Origin of the sequence: Enterococcus sp. DIV0802b, assembly GCF_050543535.1 — a bacterium.
GTDB lineage: Bacteria > Bacillota > Bacilli > Lactobacillales > Enterococcaceae > Enterococcus_D > Enterococcus_D entomosocium.
The window spans coordinates 1,947,376-1,966,582 of sequence record NZ_CP172941.1; the positions used below are offsets into that span (position 1 = coordinate 1,947,376).

Consider the following 19,207-nt stretch of genomic DNA (forward strand, 5'->3'; position numbering starts at 1 on the left):
AATCCCTCCTTTCTTAGATTTTGGCCCCGTAAACGATACGTAGAAGTTCTTCAATCACTTTATCTCCGTCATGAAAAACTCCGCCATCTCTAAGCTCCAGAAAGTCAGCTGAAATGACACGGCTGGCTTCTTCTCGCAGTCCTTGGAAATCGTGTTTCACTTGTACAAGATATTCATCATAAATCTCTGGGTCCATATATCCTTCTGGAACTTTCTCGGTGTTGACTAACACCGTATCAATAAAGGGTTTGCCTAAATGCTTATGCAAGACTCTCACATGGTCGGCATCACTAAAGTGTTCGGTTTCACCTTTTTGGGTCATGATATTACAAATATAAACCGTTTCAGCTTGTGTTTCCAACATTGCTTGGCCGATCTCGCTGATCATGAGATTGGGCAAAATACTAGTAAAGAGACTACCAGGACCCAAGACGATCATATCTGCCTCCATAATTGATGAAACAACTTTACGAGCTGCTTTCGGCTCATCATTATTTTCTTGATTACGAACAAAGACCCGTTCGATCGTTTTGCGATCAACCGCGATTTTGGACTCGCCTACCGCTTCGGTGCCGTCTTTAAAAACAGCGTGCAACACCAATGGCAGATCTGAGGAAGGATATACTCGTCCATCGATATGCATGATTTTCGACAAAATTTGAATGGCTTCATAGGTACTGCTACGCATTTCAGCAATCGCCGCAATAATCAAGTTCCCAAGGGCATGATTGGCTAAAAATTTGTCTTCCGCTTTAAAACGGTATTGAAAAATATCATTATACAATTGCGGCATATCAGATAGAGCCGCCAGAACATTGCGCAGATCCCCCGGTGGTGAAATAGAGGAAACCAAATTGCGGATCTCGCCGCTGCTACCGCCATCATCAGCGACCGTAACGATCGCTGTGATGTCGACACCTTGATTCCGCAAGCTCTTCAGGATGACTGGTAACCCAGTTCCGCCACCTACCACAACGATCTTCGGCTTTCTGATCCGGTACGTTTTCATTTTCATGAACGATTCACCGTCTCTTTGCGCTTATCTTTGTCGCGATGAGTAATATTGACGCGATAGTCTTCTGCCAAAACCGCACCGATGCGCTCCGATAATGCAACCGAACGGTGTTGACCCCCAGTACAGCCGATAGCCACCGTCAAGCTGCTTTTGCCTTCCTTGACATAGCCTGGCATGATCGTTTGCAACAGTGTACTAAATTGCTGATAGAATTCTTCCGTTTCTGGAAAAGACATGACGTAATCATACACGGGTTCATCTTTACCCGTTAAAGGACGCAACTCTGGAATGTAATGGGGATTCGGTAAGAAACGAACATCCATCACGATATCAGCATCGATCGGCAAGCCATACTTGAAGCCAAACGAAAGTATTTCAATACGAAACCCTGTCTCATGAGAAGCACGAAATTCTTGATTGATTTTTTCTCTCAGTTGCCGTGGGGTCAACGACGTTGTGTCGATAACAATACTGGCACGCGTCTTCAAATCGTTTAAGATCGCTCGCTCTTTGCGAATGCCTTCCGTAACTAAGCCATCCATCGCCAAAGGATGTGCTCTTCTCGTTTCTTTGTATCTTGACACCAATTCATTGTCCGATGCATCTAAAAAGAGCATCCGTGTGTCGATAAAATTCGTGTTTTCAATATCGATCAGCATACTTTGGATTTCTTCAAAAAACGATCTTGAACGCAGATCGACAACTAAGGCAATTTTTGTCACTTTTCCTGATTCTTTGATCAGTTCCCAAAATTTAGGGATCAAGCTTGGGGGCATATTGTCGATACAAAAGTACCCCATATCTTCAAAACTCTGGATAGCGACCGTTTTGCCGGCTCCGCTCATCCCAGTAATAATGACCAATTCTAAATGATCCACTTCAGTCATAGGTAAAACTCCTTTCTGAAACAACTCTATTATATCATGCCGGGCGTATCATTGGAACACCGGCATAAAAAAAGACGTTAGCTCAAAAAATGCCGCTAACGTCGCTATCAGCTTTAGATTGCTTGGCGATTTGCCAATGCTTTTTCAATCGTCCGATCAACTAAAATGGATTGGGCATCCACGACTGGATAAGGATTGTCAGTCACAAATTCATCCATCAAGGATAACTCGGTACATCCAAGTACTACGCTTTCACAGCCGATGCGTTCGGTGACTTCTTCCAGTATCTCAAAGTAAAGTTCTTGATCCAGATGATCATTTTCTTTGATTCGATCATAGATCAATGTATTGACCTTTTTTTGGATCGCTGGCTCTGGGAGATAGACATCAAGTCCCAACTGGCGCAATTCTTTCTCATAGATGCCGGCTTTGACACTGCCTTCTGTCCCAAGAAAGGCCACTTTTCCAGTGACGCCTTTTTCAAAAACGACTTTCGCTGCCTCACGAGGCATATGCAAAATCTCAATCTCAGTAGCCGCTTGCAACTCATCAAAAAAATAATGCGCTGTGTTACAAGTCAACACAATAAAATTTGGCTTTAATAAATTTTGTTTTTCGATGTCGTCCATTAAATAAGGAACAGGGTTTTCTAACGTATTGTCTAAAATATATGCCGTCCGATCCGGTACTGTCGCATGATTGAATAAAACATAGTTCAAGTAATCTTGGTCTTTATGGGTCTGTGTCCGTCGATTTAAAATGCGGACGAAACTTTCCGTCGCTAACGTTCCCATGCCGCCTAAAATACTAAAAAAATTCTCCATCTTCTAGCCTTCTTTCGTATGGAAATACGTTTTGAATCGTTTGTTGTATAGATGGAACATTCTCTTTAACAGAATCCAACGCTTCAGAGATAAGTCTTCTTTATAAAAGACGGTCGTTCCCCAGCGATTTTCTGCTAATAATTTTTTTGCTCGTTCTTTCGCAGGATTTTCTTTTGCATAAGTCAAGAAGATGTTTTTTGGTACCCCTAGCCATAATTTCGCTTCTGGCGCGTCAGCTTTGCCATAAACCGTTTCTGTATAAGGTTTTTCGAAGACTAAATCTTCAGTGATAAACTTTGCCAAATTCAATCCGCTTAAGGTAATAAAGAAACTGCTTCTTCCTTGGCGCAAGTTGATTTCAAATAGTTTATATTGCCCGTCTCGCGCATCATATTTCAAGTCAAAATTGGCAAATCCAACATACTCGATCTCTTTTAAAAACTTACGGATCATTTGATAAATTTGATCATTTTCGTCTGGAATGATCACTACGTAATTCCCGACAGCGCCAGGGGTTGGGTCTTCTAGTAAAGGATGACCTAAGCCCATCACGCGAACTTCGTGATTCTCATCAACATAGGCATTTAAAACCCGCATGTTGCTGTCATCACCGGGAATAAAATCTTGGACGATCATTTCATATTGATAACCCGCTTGATAAATGCGAGAAACGATTTCTTCAAATTCTATTCGATTATCAATAATAAAGGCTTTTTTGCGTCCTTCAAAATCAACTGACAGCCATGCTACACTATTTGCCGGTTTCAATGCCACAGGAAAATCAAAAGGCAGCTCTCCTTTGAACGTTCCTTCCGTCAACAGTTCAGGCGTTAAAATGAAGGTCTTAGGATAAGGCAAGCCATATTCCTCGCAGACTTCGTAAAAGCTTACTTTGTTGATCAACCTTTTTAGTAAAGAATAATCGTTAGCGATAAAGGTATAATAGGGCGCCAATTCTTCTTTATGCTTCGCCAACAGTTCCGCATAACCATCGCCGCAAGGAATCAACAAATATTTCATTGCAGGATCATTGTAAGTATTTTTTCCTAACTTGATCAACGTCTCAGTGAATCCGGGATCATGGTCAAAACCTTCCACTTGATTGATTTTTACAATTTTACTAAAGCGGGTTGGTGCAAGTTCGGCGCCTGCATAGGCAACTGATTGAATACCATATGCTTCGTGGAACGCTCTGGCCATACCATAAACATTCATATCACTTCCTAATAATATGGGAAGAAAATTTTCCTGACTCATCAAAAATCACTCTCTCTTTTGAATACGAAAAACGACCTCTCTCGTTTCGTTTGATTACAATAGCATTATAATACCACAAAGAAAAAAGCAATCAAAGTATCTATCTTTGATTGCTTTCTCCCACTTTGAACGGATAGAACTTATAGGCAGTTTATTCAATGCGAATATACGTATACCTATTGCTATTCTATCAAATAAAATTTTGATTTCAAGCCCTTATCATGAAATTTGCAGATATTTCACGCTTCCTTAAACTTTAGCGAAACCTATTGACAGACAAGTGAAAAAGTGAGTGCTTTTTCATCTGCTTAAAGGACTTTTTTCAAATAATGACCGGTGTAGCTGTCTGAAACCGCAGCAATTTCTTCTGGTGTACCAGTTGCAATGATCGTGCCACCGCCTTCGCCACCTTCTGGACCTAGGTCAATCACATGGTCCGCTGATTTGATGACATCCAAGTTGTGTTCGATCACTAAAACGGTGTTGCCAGCGTCGACAAATCGTTCCAAAACTTTCAACAAACGGGCAATATCATCCGTATGCAGACCAGTCGTCGGTTCATCTAAGATATAAAAACTCTTGCCATTGGAATTTTTGTGCAGTTCACTGGCAAGCTTCATCCGTTGCGCTTCCCCACCAGACAAAGTAGTCGCTGGTTGTCCCATAGTGACATAACCTAAACCGACATCGACGATCGTTTGCAATTTTCGATGGATTTTGGGAATATGTTGGAAAAATTCCACTGCATCTTCCACGGTCATATCTAAGATTTCCGAAATATTTTTTCCTTTGTAATGAACTTCTAACGTTTCTGAGTTATAACGTTTGCCATGACAAACCTCACAAGGTACGTAGACATCAGGTAAGAAGTGCATCTCGATCTTGATGATTCCGTCCCCTTTACATGCTTCACAGCGTCCACCTTTTACATTAAAACTAAAGCGGCCTTTTTTATAACCACGGACTTTCGCCTCATTGGTTTTAGCAAATAAATCACGAATGTCATCAAAGACACTGGTATACGTTGCCGGATTGCTTCGAGGTGTCCGACCAATCGGGCTCTGATCGATATCGATCAATTTCTCAATAGCTTCATAACCAGTAATGGTTTTAAAGCGGCCAGGTTTGTTCGAATTCCGATTGATTTTTTGCGCCAAGGATTTTTTCAAAATTTCATTGACTAATGTTGATTTACCAGAGCCAGAGACCCCTGTAACTGCGACGAACTTTCCTAATGGAAAATCGACCGAAATGTTTTTCAAGTTATTCTCAGAAGCACCGGTCACACGAATCTTTTCACCATTGCCTTTGCGGCGTTCCGTCGGTGTTGGGATTTCTCGTTTTCCAGATAAGTATTGACCTGTTAAAGAAGACTCATTGACAGCGACTTCATCGGGAGTGCCTGCAGCGACGATCTCGCCACCTGCATGTCCTGCACCCGGACCGACATCGATCAAGTAGTCTGCTGCCCGCATCGTGTCTTCGTCATGCTCAACGACAATCAGGGTATTCCCGAGATCACGCATTTTCCGCAATGAATCTAGCAAGCGATCATTGTCTCGTTGGTGAAGACCGATCGATGGCTCATCAAGAATGTAAAGCACCCCAGACAAATTGGAGCCGATTTGTGTTGCCAAGCGAATTCGTTGCGCTTCCCCACCAGAGAGTGTGCCTGACGCACGACTCAAGGTCAAATAGTCCAATCCGACATTTTTTAAGAAGCTTAAACGATCATCGACTTCTTTCACGATCGGACGTGCAATCATTTGCTCTTGTTCCGTTAGTTTCAATTCTTCGACAAAGTTCAAGGCATTGTTGATCGCCATCTCACTCATTTCACCAATATGCTTCCCATTGACTTGCACGCACAGCGCTTGAGGGTTCAAGCGATAGCCATGACAGGTTTTACAAGTCAACTCTGTCATATACAAACGCATTTGATCACGGGTAAAATCAGAGTTGGTTTCATGATAACGGCGTTTGATATTTGGTAAGATCCCTTCAAAAGCGACCTCAACATCACGCACCCCACCAAAATCATTCTCATAATGGAAATGGAACATCTCCCCATTCGAACCATTCAGGATAATATCTCTGTGTTCTTCTGGCAATTCTTCAAATGGTGTGTCCATATCGATATTGAATTCTTGACAGGCTTGTTCCAGCATTTGCGGATAATATTGTGAACTGATTGGATTCCATGGCAATAGTGCGCCTTCACGCAACGTTTTGCTTTGATCGGGAATCACTAAGTCGACATCGACTTCTAGCTTCACGCCAAGACCATCACAGTCTGGACAAGCACCAAAAGGCGCATTGAATGAAAATAGGCGTGGTTCTAATTCTCCAACCGTAAAACCGCAATAAGGACAAGAATAATGTTCACTGAAGAGCATTTCTTTTTGGCCGATCACATCGACTACCGCATAGCCGTCCGCTAACCGTAATGCCGCTTCAAAAGAATCAAACAGGCGTGAACGTATGCCTTCCTTCACAACAATCCGGTCGATGATGATGGCAATATCGTGCTTTTTATTTTTTTCTAATTCAGGCGCTTCAGAAACATCATAGACTTCACCGTCTACGCGCATCCTTACATAGCCTTCTCTTTGGATACGTTCGAAGACTTTTTTGTGCTGCCCTTTCTTTTGGTAAACGATCGGTGCCAACAATTGGATCTTGGTGCGTTCTGGTAATGCCAAAACTTCATCCACCATCTGCTCAACCGACTGACTAGTGATCTCGATGTGATCATTTGGACAAATCGGGTGACCGATTCTAGCGTAAAGAAGCCGCAGATAATCATTGATTTCAGTAACCGTCCCTACTGTTGATCGCGGGTTCTTGCTGGTGGTTTTTTGATCGATAGAAATCGCTGGACTAAGTCCATCAATGCTATCTACGTCTGGTTTATCCATTTGACCTAAAAACTGACGGGCATACGCCGATAGACTTTCTACATATCGGCGTTGTCCTTCGGCATACAACGTATCAAAAGCTAAGGAACTTTTCCCTGAACCCGAAAGACCAGTAACAACAACGAGTTGGTCTCTGGGAATTGTCACATCGATATTTTTTAAATTATGGGCCCGTGCCCCATGGATCACGATTTTATCATTTGCCATAGTGTTTCTCCTTCTAATCAGCAGCTTTTAGCTCAAAAATAGTATCTCTTAAGGTAGCAGCCGTTTCAAAATCCAATGCTTTCGCAGCATCTTTCATCTCTTTTTCTAGCTTCAACAACAAGGTTGCTTTTTCCTCACGACTCAGTTCTTCATAAGAAGTCGTGGTGTATTCACCGGTCTCTTCTGCCACTTTTGTGATCGCGATCAGATCGCGAATTTCTTTAATAATGGTTTTCGGTACGATCCCATGTTCTTCGTTGTAGGCTTCTTGGATACTTCGGCGTCGCGCCGTTTCATCGATCGCTCGCTGCATCGAATCAGTCATTTTATCAGCGTACATGATTACTTTTCCTTCAGAGTTTCGGGCTGCCCGTCCAATGGTTTGGACTAATGAGCGTTCGCTGCGCAGGAAGCCTTCCTTATCGGCATCAAGAATCGCAACCAGAGAAACTTCCGGCACGTCTAACCCTTCTCGCAGTAAGTTGATTCCGACCAGTACATCAAATTCACCGAGGCGCAGGTCTCGAATGATCTCTGTTCGTTCCAATGTTTTGATGTCACTGTGCAAGTATTTGACTTTGATCCCTAATTCTTTGAAGTAATCCGTCAAATCTTCAGACATTTTTTTCGTCAAGGTCGTCACAAAGACCCGTTCATTTCGCTCGACTCGCTCATTGATTTCTCCCACGAGGTCGTCAATTTGACCCATGATCGGTCGTACTTCGATCACCGGATCTAACAGACCAGTTGGTCGAATGATTTGTTGAACGACGGTATCGGTTTGATCGTATTCATAGGGTCCAGGTGTTGCTGACACATAGACGATTTGATTGACATGTTTCTCAAATTCTTCCAAGCGTAACGGACGGTTGTCCAGTGCAGAAGGCAAACGGAAGCCATAATCCACTAACATTTGTTTTCTAGCACGGTCACCATTATACATCCCACGAACTTGGGGCATCGTTACGTGTGATTCATCGATTACTAATAGAAAATCATCTGGGAAGAAATCCAATAACGTATAAGGCGGTTCCCCTTCTTTTCGTCCATCCATGTGGCGAGAGTAGTTTTCGATCCCTGAGGTATACCCCATTTCTCGCATCATTTCAATATCATAGTTGGTTCGCTGCTCTAAACGCTGTGCTTCCAGCAGCTTATTTTCTGCTCGCAAAACTTTCAGTCGTTCATCGAGTTCACTTTGGATTGAAGCGATCGCATGTTCCATATGGTCTTCATTGGTCACAAAGTGGGTTGCCGGAAAGATCGACACATGTTCGGTGTCACTCATGATCTCGCCCGTCAAGGCATCAACTTCACGAATCCGATCGATTTCATCGCCAAAAAACTCAATGCGCAACGCTCGCTCATCACGAGAAGCTGGGAAAATCTCCACAACATCGCCGCGCACGCGAAAACGCCCCCGTTGAAAATCGATGTCGTTTCGTTCAAATTGGATCTCGATTAATTCTTTTAATAGTTGATCCCGAGACTTTTCCATCCCTACTCGTAAAGAAACAACTTGTCTTGCATACTCGATCGGCGAACCTAAACCGAAAATACAAGAGACAGAAGCTACAACAATCACATCGTTTCTCTCTAATAAAGAACTTGTCGCCGAGTGACGGAGCTTATCGATTTCATCGTTGACACTGGAGTCTTTTTCGATGTATGTATCACTGGAAGGAACATACGCTTCTGGTTGATAGTAATCATAGTAACTGACAAAGTACTCGACTGCATTATTTGGGAAGAAGTCCTTGAACTCGCCATATAATTGTCCAGCCAGTGTTTTATTATGGGCAATGATCAATGTCGGTTTATTGACTTCCTTGATTAGATTAGAAATCGTATAAGTCTTACCGGTCCCAGTGGCTCCTAACAAAATCTGTGCTTTTTTTCCACCGACCACCCCGTCAACCAATTGATGGATCGCTTCTGGTTGATCCCCAGCTGGTTGATATTTTGATACTAAGTCAAATTCATGGGAAGTTGTTCTTTCGATCATCTTCATTCCCCCTCGATTATTCTAAACGACAACAAAAAAAGAAAAACTCGCTGCCGCTTTTCCATAAATAAGTATATCATAGCGAACATACTTTCGCCATCATTTGCTATGAAAGTTTCATGCGATTAAGCATAACTTAACATGTTTGATTTTCTAACATCTGATGTGAGGTTTAAACGATTTTGTCATATTTTTAAAGAGAAAGACTTGTGTGTTGAAGAAAAAATCCATATAATCTATAAATACGTTATATCTAAAGGGGGAATTTTCTTGAAAAGAAAACACATGTCCTTCGCTTTAATCGCGCTGATTATCAGCATTTTTACGCTATCAGTAAAGTCAGCAAGTGCGGAGGAAACTACGTATAAGATAGGAACAGATTTAACATTTGCTCCTTTCGAATTCCAAAATGAAAATAATGAATACGTTGGGATCGATATAGATTTATTAAATGCGATCGCAGAAGATCAAGGTTTTGCAGTTGATTTACGTCCTTTAGGTTTTGACGCCTCCATTCAAGGCGTGCAATCAAATCAGTTAGATGGCATGATCGCTGGGATGAGTATCACAGATGAACGTAAAGAGACCTTTGATTTCTCTGATCCTTATTTCGATAGTGGGATTCAAATGGCAGTAGCTGCTGACAATGACAGTATTACTAGCTACGAGGATCTTGAAGGCGAAACGGTCGGTGCAAAGGTTGGTACCGAAAGTGCTCGCTTTCTAGAAAGCAATAAAGACCAATATGGCTACGACATCAAATTATATGATGACGCTACTGGACTATATGGCGCTGTACGCAATGGTACTGTGGCAGCCGCTTTTGATGATTATCCAGTGCTTGGCTATGCTATCAACAATGGCGAACCGATGAAACTTGTCGGCGAACCTGAAAAAGGTGCTTCTTACGGATTTGCCGTCAGAAAAGGCCAAAACCAAGAACTCCTAGAAAAATTCAATGCTGGTTTAGCCAATATGAAAGCTTCCGGCAAATACGACGAAATCGTCAATACTTACATCACAACGTCTGATACAGATGCAGACACTAGTGAAATGGTGAAAGTCGAACCAAAGAAAGATGTTTACCGAATTGCTAGTGACTCCGCCTTCGCTCCATTTGAATTCCAAAATGAAGACAATGAGTATGTAGGGATCGATGTTGATTTAATGAACCGAGCGGCAGAATTGCAAGGGTTCAACATCGAATTCAATTTCATCGGTTTTTCCGGAGCTTTGCAAGCCTTGGATGGTAACCAAGCAGATGGGATGATCGCTGGGATGACAATCACTGATGAGCGTCGTCAATCCTACGACTTCTCTGATTCTTACTTTGAAAGCGGCATTCAGCTCGCTGTAAAAGAAGGCAATGATTCCATCAAATCCTATGAAGATCTAGATGGAAAAACCGTCGGTGCAAAAGTTGGGACAGAAAGTGCAGACTTCTTGATCGCCAACGAAGAGAAATATGGCTATTCCATCAAATATTATGATGCTGCCGATCAATTATATGCGGCTGTTAACGGTGGGCAAATCGATGCCATGATGGATGATTATCCAGTGATTGGTTATGCCATCAGCCAAGGTCAAAAACTAGTGACACCGATTGAAAAAGAATCTGGTGGTCAGTACGGATTTGCGGTGAAAAAAGGCCAAAATCCTGAACTGATCCAAATGTTCAATGAAGCATTGAAAGAAATGAAACGGACTGGGGAGTACGATCAAATCATCAATAAATACATTGAAGATGGATCTGCCACAGAAAAACGAGTGGATGAATCAACGATCACTGGTTTGATCAGCAACAACTATAACGTCTTATTAAAAGGATTATGGAATACCCTTTTACTAGCATTGATTTCTTTTGCCTTAGCATTAGTGATCGGAATCATTTTTGGACTATTCAGTGTTGCTCCAATCAAAGCATTGCGGGTTTTTGCAGGGATCTATGTTGATATCATTCGTGGTATTCCTATGATGGTATTGGCTTTCTTCATCTTCTTCGGTCTTTCCGATGCGATTGGTATCACGATTCCGGACTTTGCAGCCGGGGTCATTACATTGACCTTAAATGCCAGTGCCTATATCGCTGAGATCGTCCGTGGTGGGATCAACGCGGTGCCAAAAGGTCAGATGGAAGCCTCTCGTAGTTTGGGGATGACCTACACTCGGACAATGCAGAAAATCATTTTACCGCAAGCGATCAAAATCATGATTCCATCTTTCGTTAACCAATTCGTTATCTCGTTGAAAGATACAACGATCATCTCGGTTATTGGAGTCGTAGAATTATTGCAAACTGGGAAAATCATCGTTGCACGAACCACACAAAGTACCTATGTCTACTTGATCATCGCGATTATTTACTTAGTCGTGATCACAGCTTTAACGAAACTTGCAAAAGTTTTAGAAAAGAAGGTGAAATAGCATGAAAGAAAAAATCTTAGTTGAAAATCTTGTAAAAAAATACGGCGACAATACCGTATTGAACAATATCAATGTTTCAATCGCTGAAGGAGAAGTCGTTTGTGTGATCGGCCCTTCAGGATCTGGGAAATCGACGTTCTTACGCTGTTTGAACCGCTTAGAAGAACCAACCAGCGGCGATATTATCGTTGACGGCGCACATCTGATGGATAAAAACACCAATATCAATGCTGTTCGTCAACATATCGGCATGGTGTTTCAGCATTTCAATCTCTTCCCTCACTTGTCGGTTTTAGAAAATATTATTTTAGCTCCGATGGATCTAAAAAATGCTTCTCGGCAAGAAGCGGAACAAAACGCGATTCGTTTATTAGAGACGGTGGGTTTGGCAGATAAAAAAGACATGTACCCTGACAATCTGTCTGGAGGACAAAAACAACGGGTGGCAATCGCTAGAGCCTTAGCAATGAATCCCGATGTGATGTTGTTCGATGAACCAACCTCCGCCCTCGATCCAGAAATGGTTGGAGATGTACTCAATGTTATGAAGGATTTGGCAAAACAAGGAATGACCATGGTAATCGTTACTCATGAGATGGGCTTTGCCAAAGAAGTAGCAAACCGTGTGATGTTTATTGATGGCGGTAATTTCTTGGAAGACGGTACACCTGAGCAAATCTTTTCCAACCCTAAGCACGATCGTACGAAAGATTTCTTAGACAAAGTATTGAATATCTAAAAAAATCCTCTGCAACAGATCTTTTCTCGGACTGTTGCAGAGGTCTTTTTTTTATTGATTTTTTCGTTTGGTTTCTTCTGAAATCCGCTTTTGATTTTCACCTAAAAATACTTTTGTATCGATAGGGTTGGCTTTGTTCGCCCCTCCGACGCCAGTATCAACCATCTTTCCCCAACCCTTCAATGGCTCTTTCCCTGCTGCACGAAGTTGCGCATTTTTTAAACGTAACGCTTGTTTTTTTGCTTCTTTTTTCGCTTGATGTTTTGCTTGCCACTGCTTTAAGATGCTCATCTTCATTCCCTCCTCTCCTTGTTATGAATCCTTACATAAATTCTTAGCAAACGGTATGCTGATTCCTGTTGACCTGGTAAGAGTAAACAGGGTTCACCTTTAAAATAGCAAATTTTTATTGAGTAGTTAAATCTATTATAACATTTCCTTTTCACCATCGTAAGCTGCAGATACTAATTTTACTAAAACCATGAAAGGACATTTGAAATCAAGCAGCCAGATCAGAAGCAACATGTTACACTTATTAAACAACACTCCCTCCAAACCAAAATAGGTATACAAACATTTTTCTTTTTATTTTATAGCAAATGACGGGGTTTTCCTAATAAAAAACCAACATTAAAATAACAAAGTAAGGCAAAGAAAATCATTTTGGAGGAACCTATCTTATGAAAACCATCATTTTATTTTTCCCACTAATGATACTCTCCCTCTTTCTCACTGGCTGTACCTTGATTGACGAAATCATGGATGACAACACCAAAAGCAGTTTTTCACCAGAAGCAACGTCGTCTTCTCAATCTTTGTCAGTTGATTCAGAAACCAGAGCTTCTTCTTCCAGAACTGAGAACCATGCATCAGAACCCGCATCAGAAACAACTCATTCTTCTGATGACGTTGCACAAACTCAGAGCAGTACCGAAACAGTTGCCCCTCAATTTTCGTATTGTGAACAATTGCAGATCTGGCTGCCGCGACGGTGGAATCGAACAGTCAACAAAGACTTGCTCCATCAACTGCAAATAGGAATGTCTTGCGATCAAGTTCTTGAAATCATGGGTGGCCTTCCTTCTTGGCGACTAGCAGTCGTAGGTGTGGAATCCAATGCCTGGATCAATTCCGATGGTGAAGCAATCATTGTCACTCTTATTAACCGAACCGTTTCTGATGTGGCCTGGCATGATCAGTTTTCTGAAACAGAAATTAAGTAATCCATTAAGCGATCTCACGTGACTGATATTGGTAAAACGCAGGATGAAATTCAATCACCACTTTTATCAGAAGTCATCTAAAAAAACTTGGGAGTTGAAGGATCAAATGAAACTGAGTCGACTTAGAAAAAAAATCCGGGAGCATAGCAGAAGAAGCCTTTTGCTTTCTTTGGGTATCAGTTGTTTTTTGCTTGGCGCTGCCCTCTTCTACAGCGAAAACCAGCCGGCAGCTGCCTACGAGCAGTTTTTAGAGATCGATTACTTAACTGCTTTACTGGAAGAAAGACCTTCCCCTGAGTCCATCAGCGATCTTGGCCTCGATCTTATCAAACGTAGTGATCGGGTAAACCAAGAGCGCAGTGCCATCAACCGAAAGCGGCGCCGCGAAAATGTGATCGTCACAGAAGAGACTAGAAAAGTTTTTTCTCCCGATCAAGGAGTAATGGTTGATGAAGTAAGAAAAGTAACCACTCGCTTACCTGATTCAGCCATTGATTTGTTATCAATGATGGTTGATAGCAGCGCTCTCGAGACAAAAAGAGTGCCTTTAGGTTCACGGGACAAACTGTCCAAAATCAGCTTTGATTTTGAATTTGATGATTCTGGTGATGAAAGATTAGCGAAAATCACATTGGTTGATGTCCCAGAATTTTTCGGTATTGATTTCTCACAATTCGAGAAAGAGGCTGATGTTGAGGAGATCAAAGAGACATTGATCGTACAGTATGGTTTAGATGCTCACATCAGGGACGTTAGCGCCATTCGGAGACTTTTCTTTGTTCATGAAGGATTTGAGTTTTACATTAGTCATACCTACAATCCGAATGGAGTCGGCATCACCGCATCACGGTCCAAGCGGTAGAACCATAAACGAAAAATAGTGAATCCCCCCTCTCTTTGCGGGATTAACAAAAAAAGCGTCCGCGAATACAAACGCAGGCACCTTTTTTCTACTTCTATTTTGTTTAGGCAAAAACGGTCGACCAATTGTCACGTTCATCAAGAAATTCTTGCGCTAATTTTTGCGCACCTTCTAAGGTATGGTTCGCCGCCCAACCGCATTGCACTTCATTGCTGGCAGGTACTTCATTTGCTTGCAAAACATCCTTCATGGTTTTTTCTAGGACTGTCAAAATCTCTTCATAATCGTCATGATTCAAGACAGTCAGATAGAAGCCGGTTTGGCATCCCATGGGTGACCAATCCACGATATAATCTGCATGATTACGAATCAACTCTGCCGTCAAATGTTCTAAAGAATGCAGACTTGCCATATCCATATGTGCTTGGTTCGGCTGCTTCAAACGAACATCATATTTGATGATGGTATCATTTGTTCCTTGTTTTTTATCGGCAACCCGTACATAAGGTGCTTTGACTTTCGTATGATCCAAATTAAAGCTTTCAACATTCATTTTCATTGTACATCTCTCCTACTCTTTTTGTGCTTCCACAAGCCAAACATACTCATTGATTTGCTTAAAACGACTGGTAAACCCATGTTGGCGAAAATATCGTTCGATATCCGCAGTAACTGGATAGTACTCCCGTTGCAGATCAGCGGCTAGTCGCTGGTGTCCAGCTTGCCGCGCTTCATCGATTAGCTCCATTTTTCGGGCTAAGGAAAGAAACATCGTATCCCCGAAAAGCACTTTCCCGCCTTTTGGCAGCATCGCCGCATATTTGCCGATTGCCCGTTGTTTTTCGTCCTCCGTAAGATGATGAAAAACATAGGTAGAAACGATCGTATCGGTTACATCCGTGATTTCAGGAAAAATCTCCATATCACCATCTACAAAAGTCACTTTAGAAAGACTGGGTTTTGACTTGGCGATCCGCCGCATCTCTGGCGATGGCTCGATTGCCAGCACGTTTTTTCCTTGATCAAGCAGAGCTTGTGTTAGATTTCCAGTTCCACTACCAAATTCTACCACAGACTGCCCTGCTTTTTCAGCTATTTCAGCGAGTAACTGTTCATATTTGAAAAAAACCGCTCGATATTCTTCATCCTTACCTGCAACTGTTTCATCGTACTCAGCTGCCCAGTCAGAAAAAATTGGAATAAACTCTCTCCCCATCACTAGCTACCTGCCTTTTCAAACGCTTGCTCTAAATCTGCCTGCAGATCCTCACCGTCTTCGATGCCCACCGACAACCGAATCAAGCCATCTTTGATCCCAGATTGCTCACGAATTTCTTTAGGGATCGAGGCATGGGTCATCACGGCTGGCACTTCTACCAAGCTTTCCACGCCACCTAAGCTTTCTGCTAAAGTAAAAATCTTTAATGATTCAACAAATTCTGCTGTTTTCGATTCATCGTTTAGTTCAAAAGATATCATACCGCTATACCCAGACATCTGTGATTTGGCGATCTCATGACCTTCATGGTCAATCAATCCTGGATAATAGACCTTTGCAACAGCTTGATGTGCTTGTAAGTAGTGGGCAATTTTCATCGCATTGTTTTGATGTGCTTTCATCCGCAAAGCAAGTGTTTTGATGCTTCGTTGGATCAACCAGCTATCATGAGGCCCCAATACACCGCCAATAGCGTTTTGTAAAAAGGCAATTCTTTCGGCGATTAGCGGCTCTTTGGCAACCGCTAATCCAGCTACTACATCACTGTGTCCACCGAGGTACTTGGTAGCACTGTGAATCACAATATCTGCGCCTAATTGTAGCGGCTTTTGAAAATATGGCGTCGCAAAGGTATTATCCACGATCGTCAAGAGATCGTGCTGGGCAGCTAGTCTCGCAACCGATTTGATATCCGTGATTTTTAACAGCGGGTTCGTCGGTGTTTCCAGAAAAATCGCTTTGGTCTCCGGAAGAATTGCTGTTTCAATAGCAACTAAATCATCGGTTTTGACAAGTGAATAAGTCAACCCGCTTTTTTCTAATACTTGATGAAGCAAACGAAATGTCCCCCCATAAACGTCATCTCCTAAAATGACATGATCTCCTGTCTGAAAAAGCGTGAAGATCGCATGGGTGGCTGCTAATCCAGAGGCAAAAGCAAACCCTTGAGCGCCTTCTTCAAGATCCGCAATCAATTCTTCTAAGGCAAAACGAGTTGGGTTGCCTGAACGACTGTATTCATATTGCTTTGGCTGACCTAGAGCATTTTGCCGATAGGTAGATGTTTGGTAGATTGGCACACTGACTGCACCGGTGAGTTCGTCTTCGCTGATACCGCCGTGAATTACTTTTGTATTAAAATGCATTGTTTGTTCCTCCTATGAATGGTGTGATTGCTGATTCGCCAGCATAAATCTTTTTTGATAGATAGCGGTCGCCACCATCGGGAAAGACTGTGGCGATCGAGCTTCCGGTTGGTAATTCGAGGCTTTCTTTTACTGCTGCTGCCATCACGGCTCCACTTGAACTTCCAACAAGCAGACCATAGTTTCTTGCCAAGTAACGAGTAAAGGCAAAGCCTTCGGCATCACTTATCGTATAAATGTTATCAATAAGCAAATCGTCAAAAAATTGTGGAATGAACTCAACACCGATCCCTTCAATCTCGTGGCCATGGGCAGGACCGCCGTTCAAGATTGATCCTTCCGGCTCAACAACAGCAAGACGAGTGCTTGATTTTTGCTTCTTTAAGTACGTCGCGACACCCGCAAAAGTACCACCACTGCCAGCGCCTGCAACAAAGCTGTCAATTTTTCCATGTAATTCCTGATAGATCTCAGGCCCCAATGTTGCTTGATAGGCTGCAGGATTGTTCTGATTATGAAACTGCAATGGCATAAAACTATTCGGCTGTCCTTTTGCTAATTCCTTTGCTTTTTCGATTGCCCCTTGAATGCCAGCTTCCGTTGGTGTATGAACGATAGTTGCGCCTAATGCCTCAATCAATTGCTGCTTTTCAATGCTGAATTTCTCCGGAATAACAAAAATCATTTTTAGTCCATGCTCGATCCCGGCAATAGCTAAGCCAATCCCGGTATTTCCGGCTGTCGGTTCAATTACTGTTGTCTCATGATTGATTGTACGCTCTCGAAATGCCTCATCGATCAAGTACTTTCCTAAGCGGTCCTTAATGCTGCCACCAGGATTTAAATATTCAAGTTTCGCATAGATTTTACTTCCCTTTTTTCCGCCTAAAGCTGCGGTATCAAATTCAAAGAGCGGGGTATGCCCTATCAATTCTTTTACATTTTTAACGATCATCGTTTGACTCCTTATTCAGATTTTTAGGCAAAACTTGTAAGCTTCATATACATATTTTGGCTTGCAATCATCAGCCGTCGCCATTGAAAGCGGTAAAAAAAAGCAAACAAAAAGGGGTACTGACTATTACATCAGTACCCCAAAAAAATGTCGTCTTATCCGGATAGAAGCGAATCACTAAAAAAATCAGCGATCTGCTGCGACAAAGGAACTAATAATAGGCATGACAAATGGGTATGCTGCTTTTTGCACCATACAACAACAACAGGTAGTTTGTGTGTTGAAGTTCGTCATGTCTTGTTCCCTCCTTTAATTTGCTTGTTATCAAAATAGCACGACTCTTTTTTTTTGTCAAATATTTTTTTTAATCAACAAGTATCGATCAATGAACGTTTATAAAATAACATTAAAGAGGATAATAAGCAGTCACATAGGCATCCACGGCTTTGATCGCGGCTACAACATCTTCTGCGGATACCGTGAACGGCATATTGTGAATCGTCTCCCCTTCGATGGTTGCTTGTTTACCGACTTTCATAAGCTCTGCATCGCTAACATCAGAAAGATGCATTTCAGCTAATGTCGTTGGTAATTCCAACGCCTGATACAACTCAATATATTGGTCAATTTCATCAGGATCCGCGTTTTCCAGCATCAATTGTGTAAGTGTCCCGTAAGCAACTTTCTCCCCATGAGTCAAATCATGGACGTCTCCTTCAAGGGCTGTCAAGCCATTATGGATCGCATGAGCTGCTGCCAAACCAGCACTTTCAAAGCCTAAACCACTTAACAGAGTGTTGGCTTCCACGATTTGTTCAAAAGCTTCGGTAACGACTTGTTTTTTATTTGCTTGATAGGCTTTCAGTGCATTCTCAAAAAGAATCTCTTCGCATTTTTCAGCGATTGCCATGCCGGCAATTGGTTGAATACCACCCACCATATTCTTACTATGGCTTCGGGCAACGGCGCGTGCTTCGACATAGGTTGCTAGTGCATCCGCAATACCCGCTGCAAGTAATTTGGCAGGCGCTTTCGCAATAACGGCTGTATCCACTAAGACAAGTTCAGGGTTTTTGTTGTAAAAACGATATTTTTCAAAGCGACCTTCATCTGTATAAATAACAGAAAGTGCCGAAGTTGGTGCATCAGTAGAAGCGATCGTTGGCAAAACAGCAATCGGTATGTTTAATTCATCCGCAACAGCTTTCCCAGTATCGATGGCTTTCCCGCCACCTAATGCAGCAATTACTTCAATGGATTCGCTTTTGGCTTTAGAGACGATACGATCGATTTCATTTGCAGAAGCTTCTCCACCAAAAATTTCTTTTACCGGACCTAAATCAGCCGCTTTGAGATTTTCAAATAAATCTTCCCCGGCAATTTTCCAAACTGTTTCATCGGTCAAAAGCAGCACTTTCTTTCCTAGATCTTTAATGTGAGATAAACCATCCTTCAATACTCCTTTTCCTTGAACGTATCGTGACGGACTCGCAAATATTCTTTCCATTGTATCTCCTCCTTCAATTG

General features: G+C 42.2%; 16 protein-coding genes. 4 read left to right on the forward strand and 12 right to left on the reverse strand.

Annotated features, from left to right (window positions below):
- Positions 1-13: 13 nt before the first annotated feature.
- The 6 genes from IGJ12_RS09250 to uvrB form a co-directional block, all read right to left on the reverse strand.
- Positions 14-1,015, reverse strand: a complete 1,002-nt coding sequence (locus IGJ12_RS09250) for a gluconeogenesis factor YvcK family protein (RefSeq protein WP_008382192.1) — start codon at positions 1,013-1,015, stop codon at positions 14-16.
- Positions 1,012-1,902 carry an RNase adapter RapZ gene (gene rapZ / locus IGJ12_RS09255; protein WP_016611873.1) on the reverse strand — a complete coding sequence of 297 codons (891 nt, stop codon included), beginning with the start codon at positions 1,900-1,902 and terminating at the stop codon, positions 1,012-1,014. The genes IGJ12_RS09250 and rapZ overlap by 4 nt, the downstream gene beginning before the upstream one ends.
- Positions 1,903-2,015: 113 nt before the next feature.
- Positions 2,016-2,726 carry an amino acid racemase gene (locus IGJ12_RS09260; RefSeq protein WP_005235674.1) on the reverse strand — a complete coding sequence of 237 codons (711 nt, stop codon included), beginning with the start codon at positions 2,724-2,726 and terminating at the stop codon, positions 2,016-2,018.
- A 3-nt stretch (positions 2,727-2,729) separates the two neighbouring features.
- Entirely contained in the window at positions 2,730-3,983 is a 1,254-nt protein-coding gene (locus tag IGJ12_RS09265) for a hypothetical protein (RefSeq protein ID WP_016611874.1), read from the reverse strand.
- 308 nt (positions 3,984-4,291) lie between these two features.
- Positions 4,292-7,108 carry an excinuclease ABC subunit UvrA gene (uvrA, locus tag IGJ12_RS09270; protein WP_430618938.1) on the reverse strand — a complete coding sequence of 939 codons (2,817 nt, stop codon included), beginning with the start codon at positions 7,106-7,108 and terminating at the stop codon, positions 4,292-4,294.
- A gap of 13 nt (positions 7,109-7,121) precedes the next feature.
- Positions 7,122-9,113 (reverse strand): excinuclease ABC subunit UvrB, encoded by a 1,992-nt coding sequence (uvrB, locus tag IGJ12_RS09275; protein ID WP_430618939.1) that lies wholly within the window; start codon positions 9,111-9,113, stop codon positions 7,122-7,124.
- A 270-nt stretch (positions 9,114-9,383) separates the two neighbouring features.
- Between uvrB and IGJ12_RS09280 the strand changes: the two genes are divergently transcribed.
- Both IGJ12_RS09280 and IGJ12_RS09285 read left to right on the forward strand, forming a co-directional pair.
- Positions 9,384-11,537, forward strand: coding sequence for an amino acid ABC transporter substrate-binding protein/permease (locus IGJ12_RS09280; RefSeq protein WP_244731756.1), 2,154 nt, complete (start codon positions 9,384-9,386; stop codon positions 11,535-11,537).
- A gap of 1 nt (position 11,538) precedes the next feature.
- A complete protein-coding gene (locus IGJ12_RS09285) occupies positions 11,539-12,276 on the forward strand; it encodes an amino acid ABC transporter ATP-binding protein (protein WP_005235668.1) in 738 nt (245 codons plus the stop codon).
- A 51-nt stretch (positions 12,277-12,327) separates the two neighbouring features.
- Here the strand turns inward: IGJ12_RS09285 and IGJ12_RS09290 are convergent, their stop codons facing one another.
- Positions 12,328-12,567, reverse strand: coding sequence for a hypothetical protein (locus IGJ12_RS09290; RefSeq protein ID WP_008382185.1), 240 nt, complete (start codon positions 12,565-12,567; stop codon positions 12,328-12,330).
- A 389-nt stretch (positions 12,568-12,956) separates the two neighbouring features.
- Between IGJ12_RS09290 and IGJ12_RS09295 the strand changes: the two genes are divergently transcribed.
- A complete protein-coding gene (locus IGJ12_RS09295) occupies positions 12,957-13,499 on the forward strand; it encodes a hypothetical protein (protein ID WP_430618940.1) in 543 nt (180 codons plus the stop codon).
- 106 nt (positions 13,500-13,605) lie between these two features.
- Positions 13,606-14,361, forward strand: a complete 756-nt coding sequence (locus IGJ12_RS09300) for a Tat pathway signal sequence domain protein (RefSeq protein WP_430618941.1) — start codon at positions 13,606-13,608, stop codon at positions 14,359-14,361.
- A 103-nt stretch (positions 14,362-14,464) separates the two neighbouring features.
- Here IGJ12_RS09300 and IGJ12_RS09305 read toward each other — a convergent pair whose 3' ends face one another.
- From IGJ12_RS09305 to IGJ12_RS09325, 5 genes are all read right to left on the reverse strand, one after another.
- Complete coding sequence (locus tag IGJ12_RS09305) at positions 14,465-14,920, reverse strand: S-ribosylhomocysteine lyase (RefSeq protein ID WP_430600991.1); 456 nt, start codon at positions 14,918-14,920, stop codon at positions 14,465-14,467.
- 12 nt (positions 14,921-14,932) lie between these two features.
- Complete coding sequence (locus IGJ12_RS09310; RefSeq protein WP_430618943.1) at positions 14,933-15,577, reverse strand: class I SAM-dependent methyltransferase; 645 nt, start codon at positions 15,575-15,577, stop codon at positions 14,933-14,935.
- A gap of 2 nt (positions 15,578-15,579) precedes the next feature.
- Positions 15,580-16,725, reverse strand: coding sequence for a cystathionine gamma-synthase (locus tag IGJ12_RS09315; RefSeq protein ID WP_430600993.1), 1,146 nt, complete (start codon positions 16,723-16,725; stop codon positions 15,580-15,582).
- A complete protein-coding gene (locus IGJ12_RS09320; protein WP_430618945.1) occupies positions 16,715-17,680 on the reverse strand; it encodes a PLP-dependent cysteine synthase family protein in 966 nt (321 codons plus the stop codon). The genes IGJ12_RS09315 and IGJ12_RS09320 overlap by 11 nt, the downstream gene beginning before the upstream one ends.
- Before the next feature lie 406 nt (positions 17,681-18,086).
- Positions 18,087-19,187 (reverse strand): glycerol dehydrogenase, encoded by a 1,101-nt coding sequence (locus tag IGJ12_RS09325; protein WP_008382170.1) that lies wholly within the window; start codon positions 19,185-19,187, stop codon positions 18,087-18,089.
- Positions 19,188-19,207: the final 20 nt, after the last annotated feature.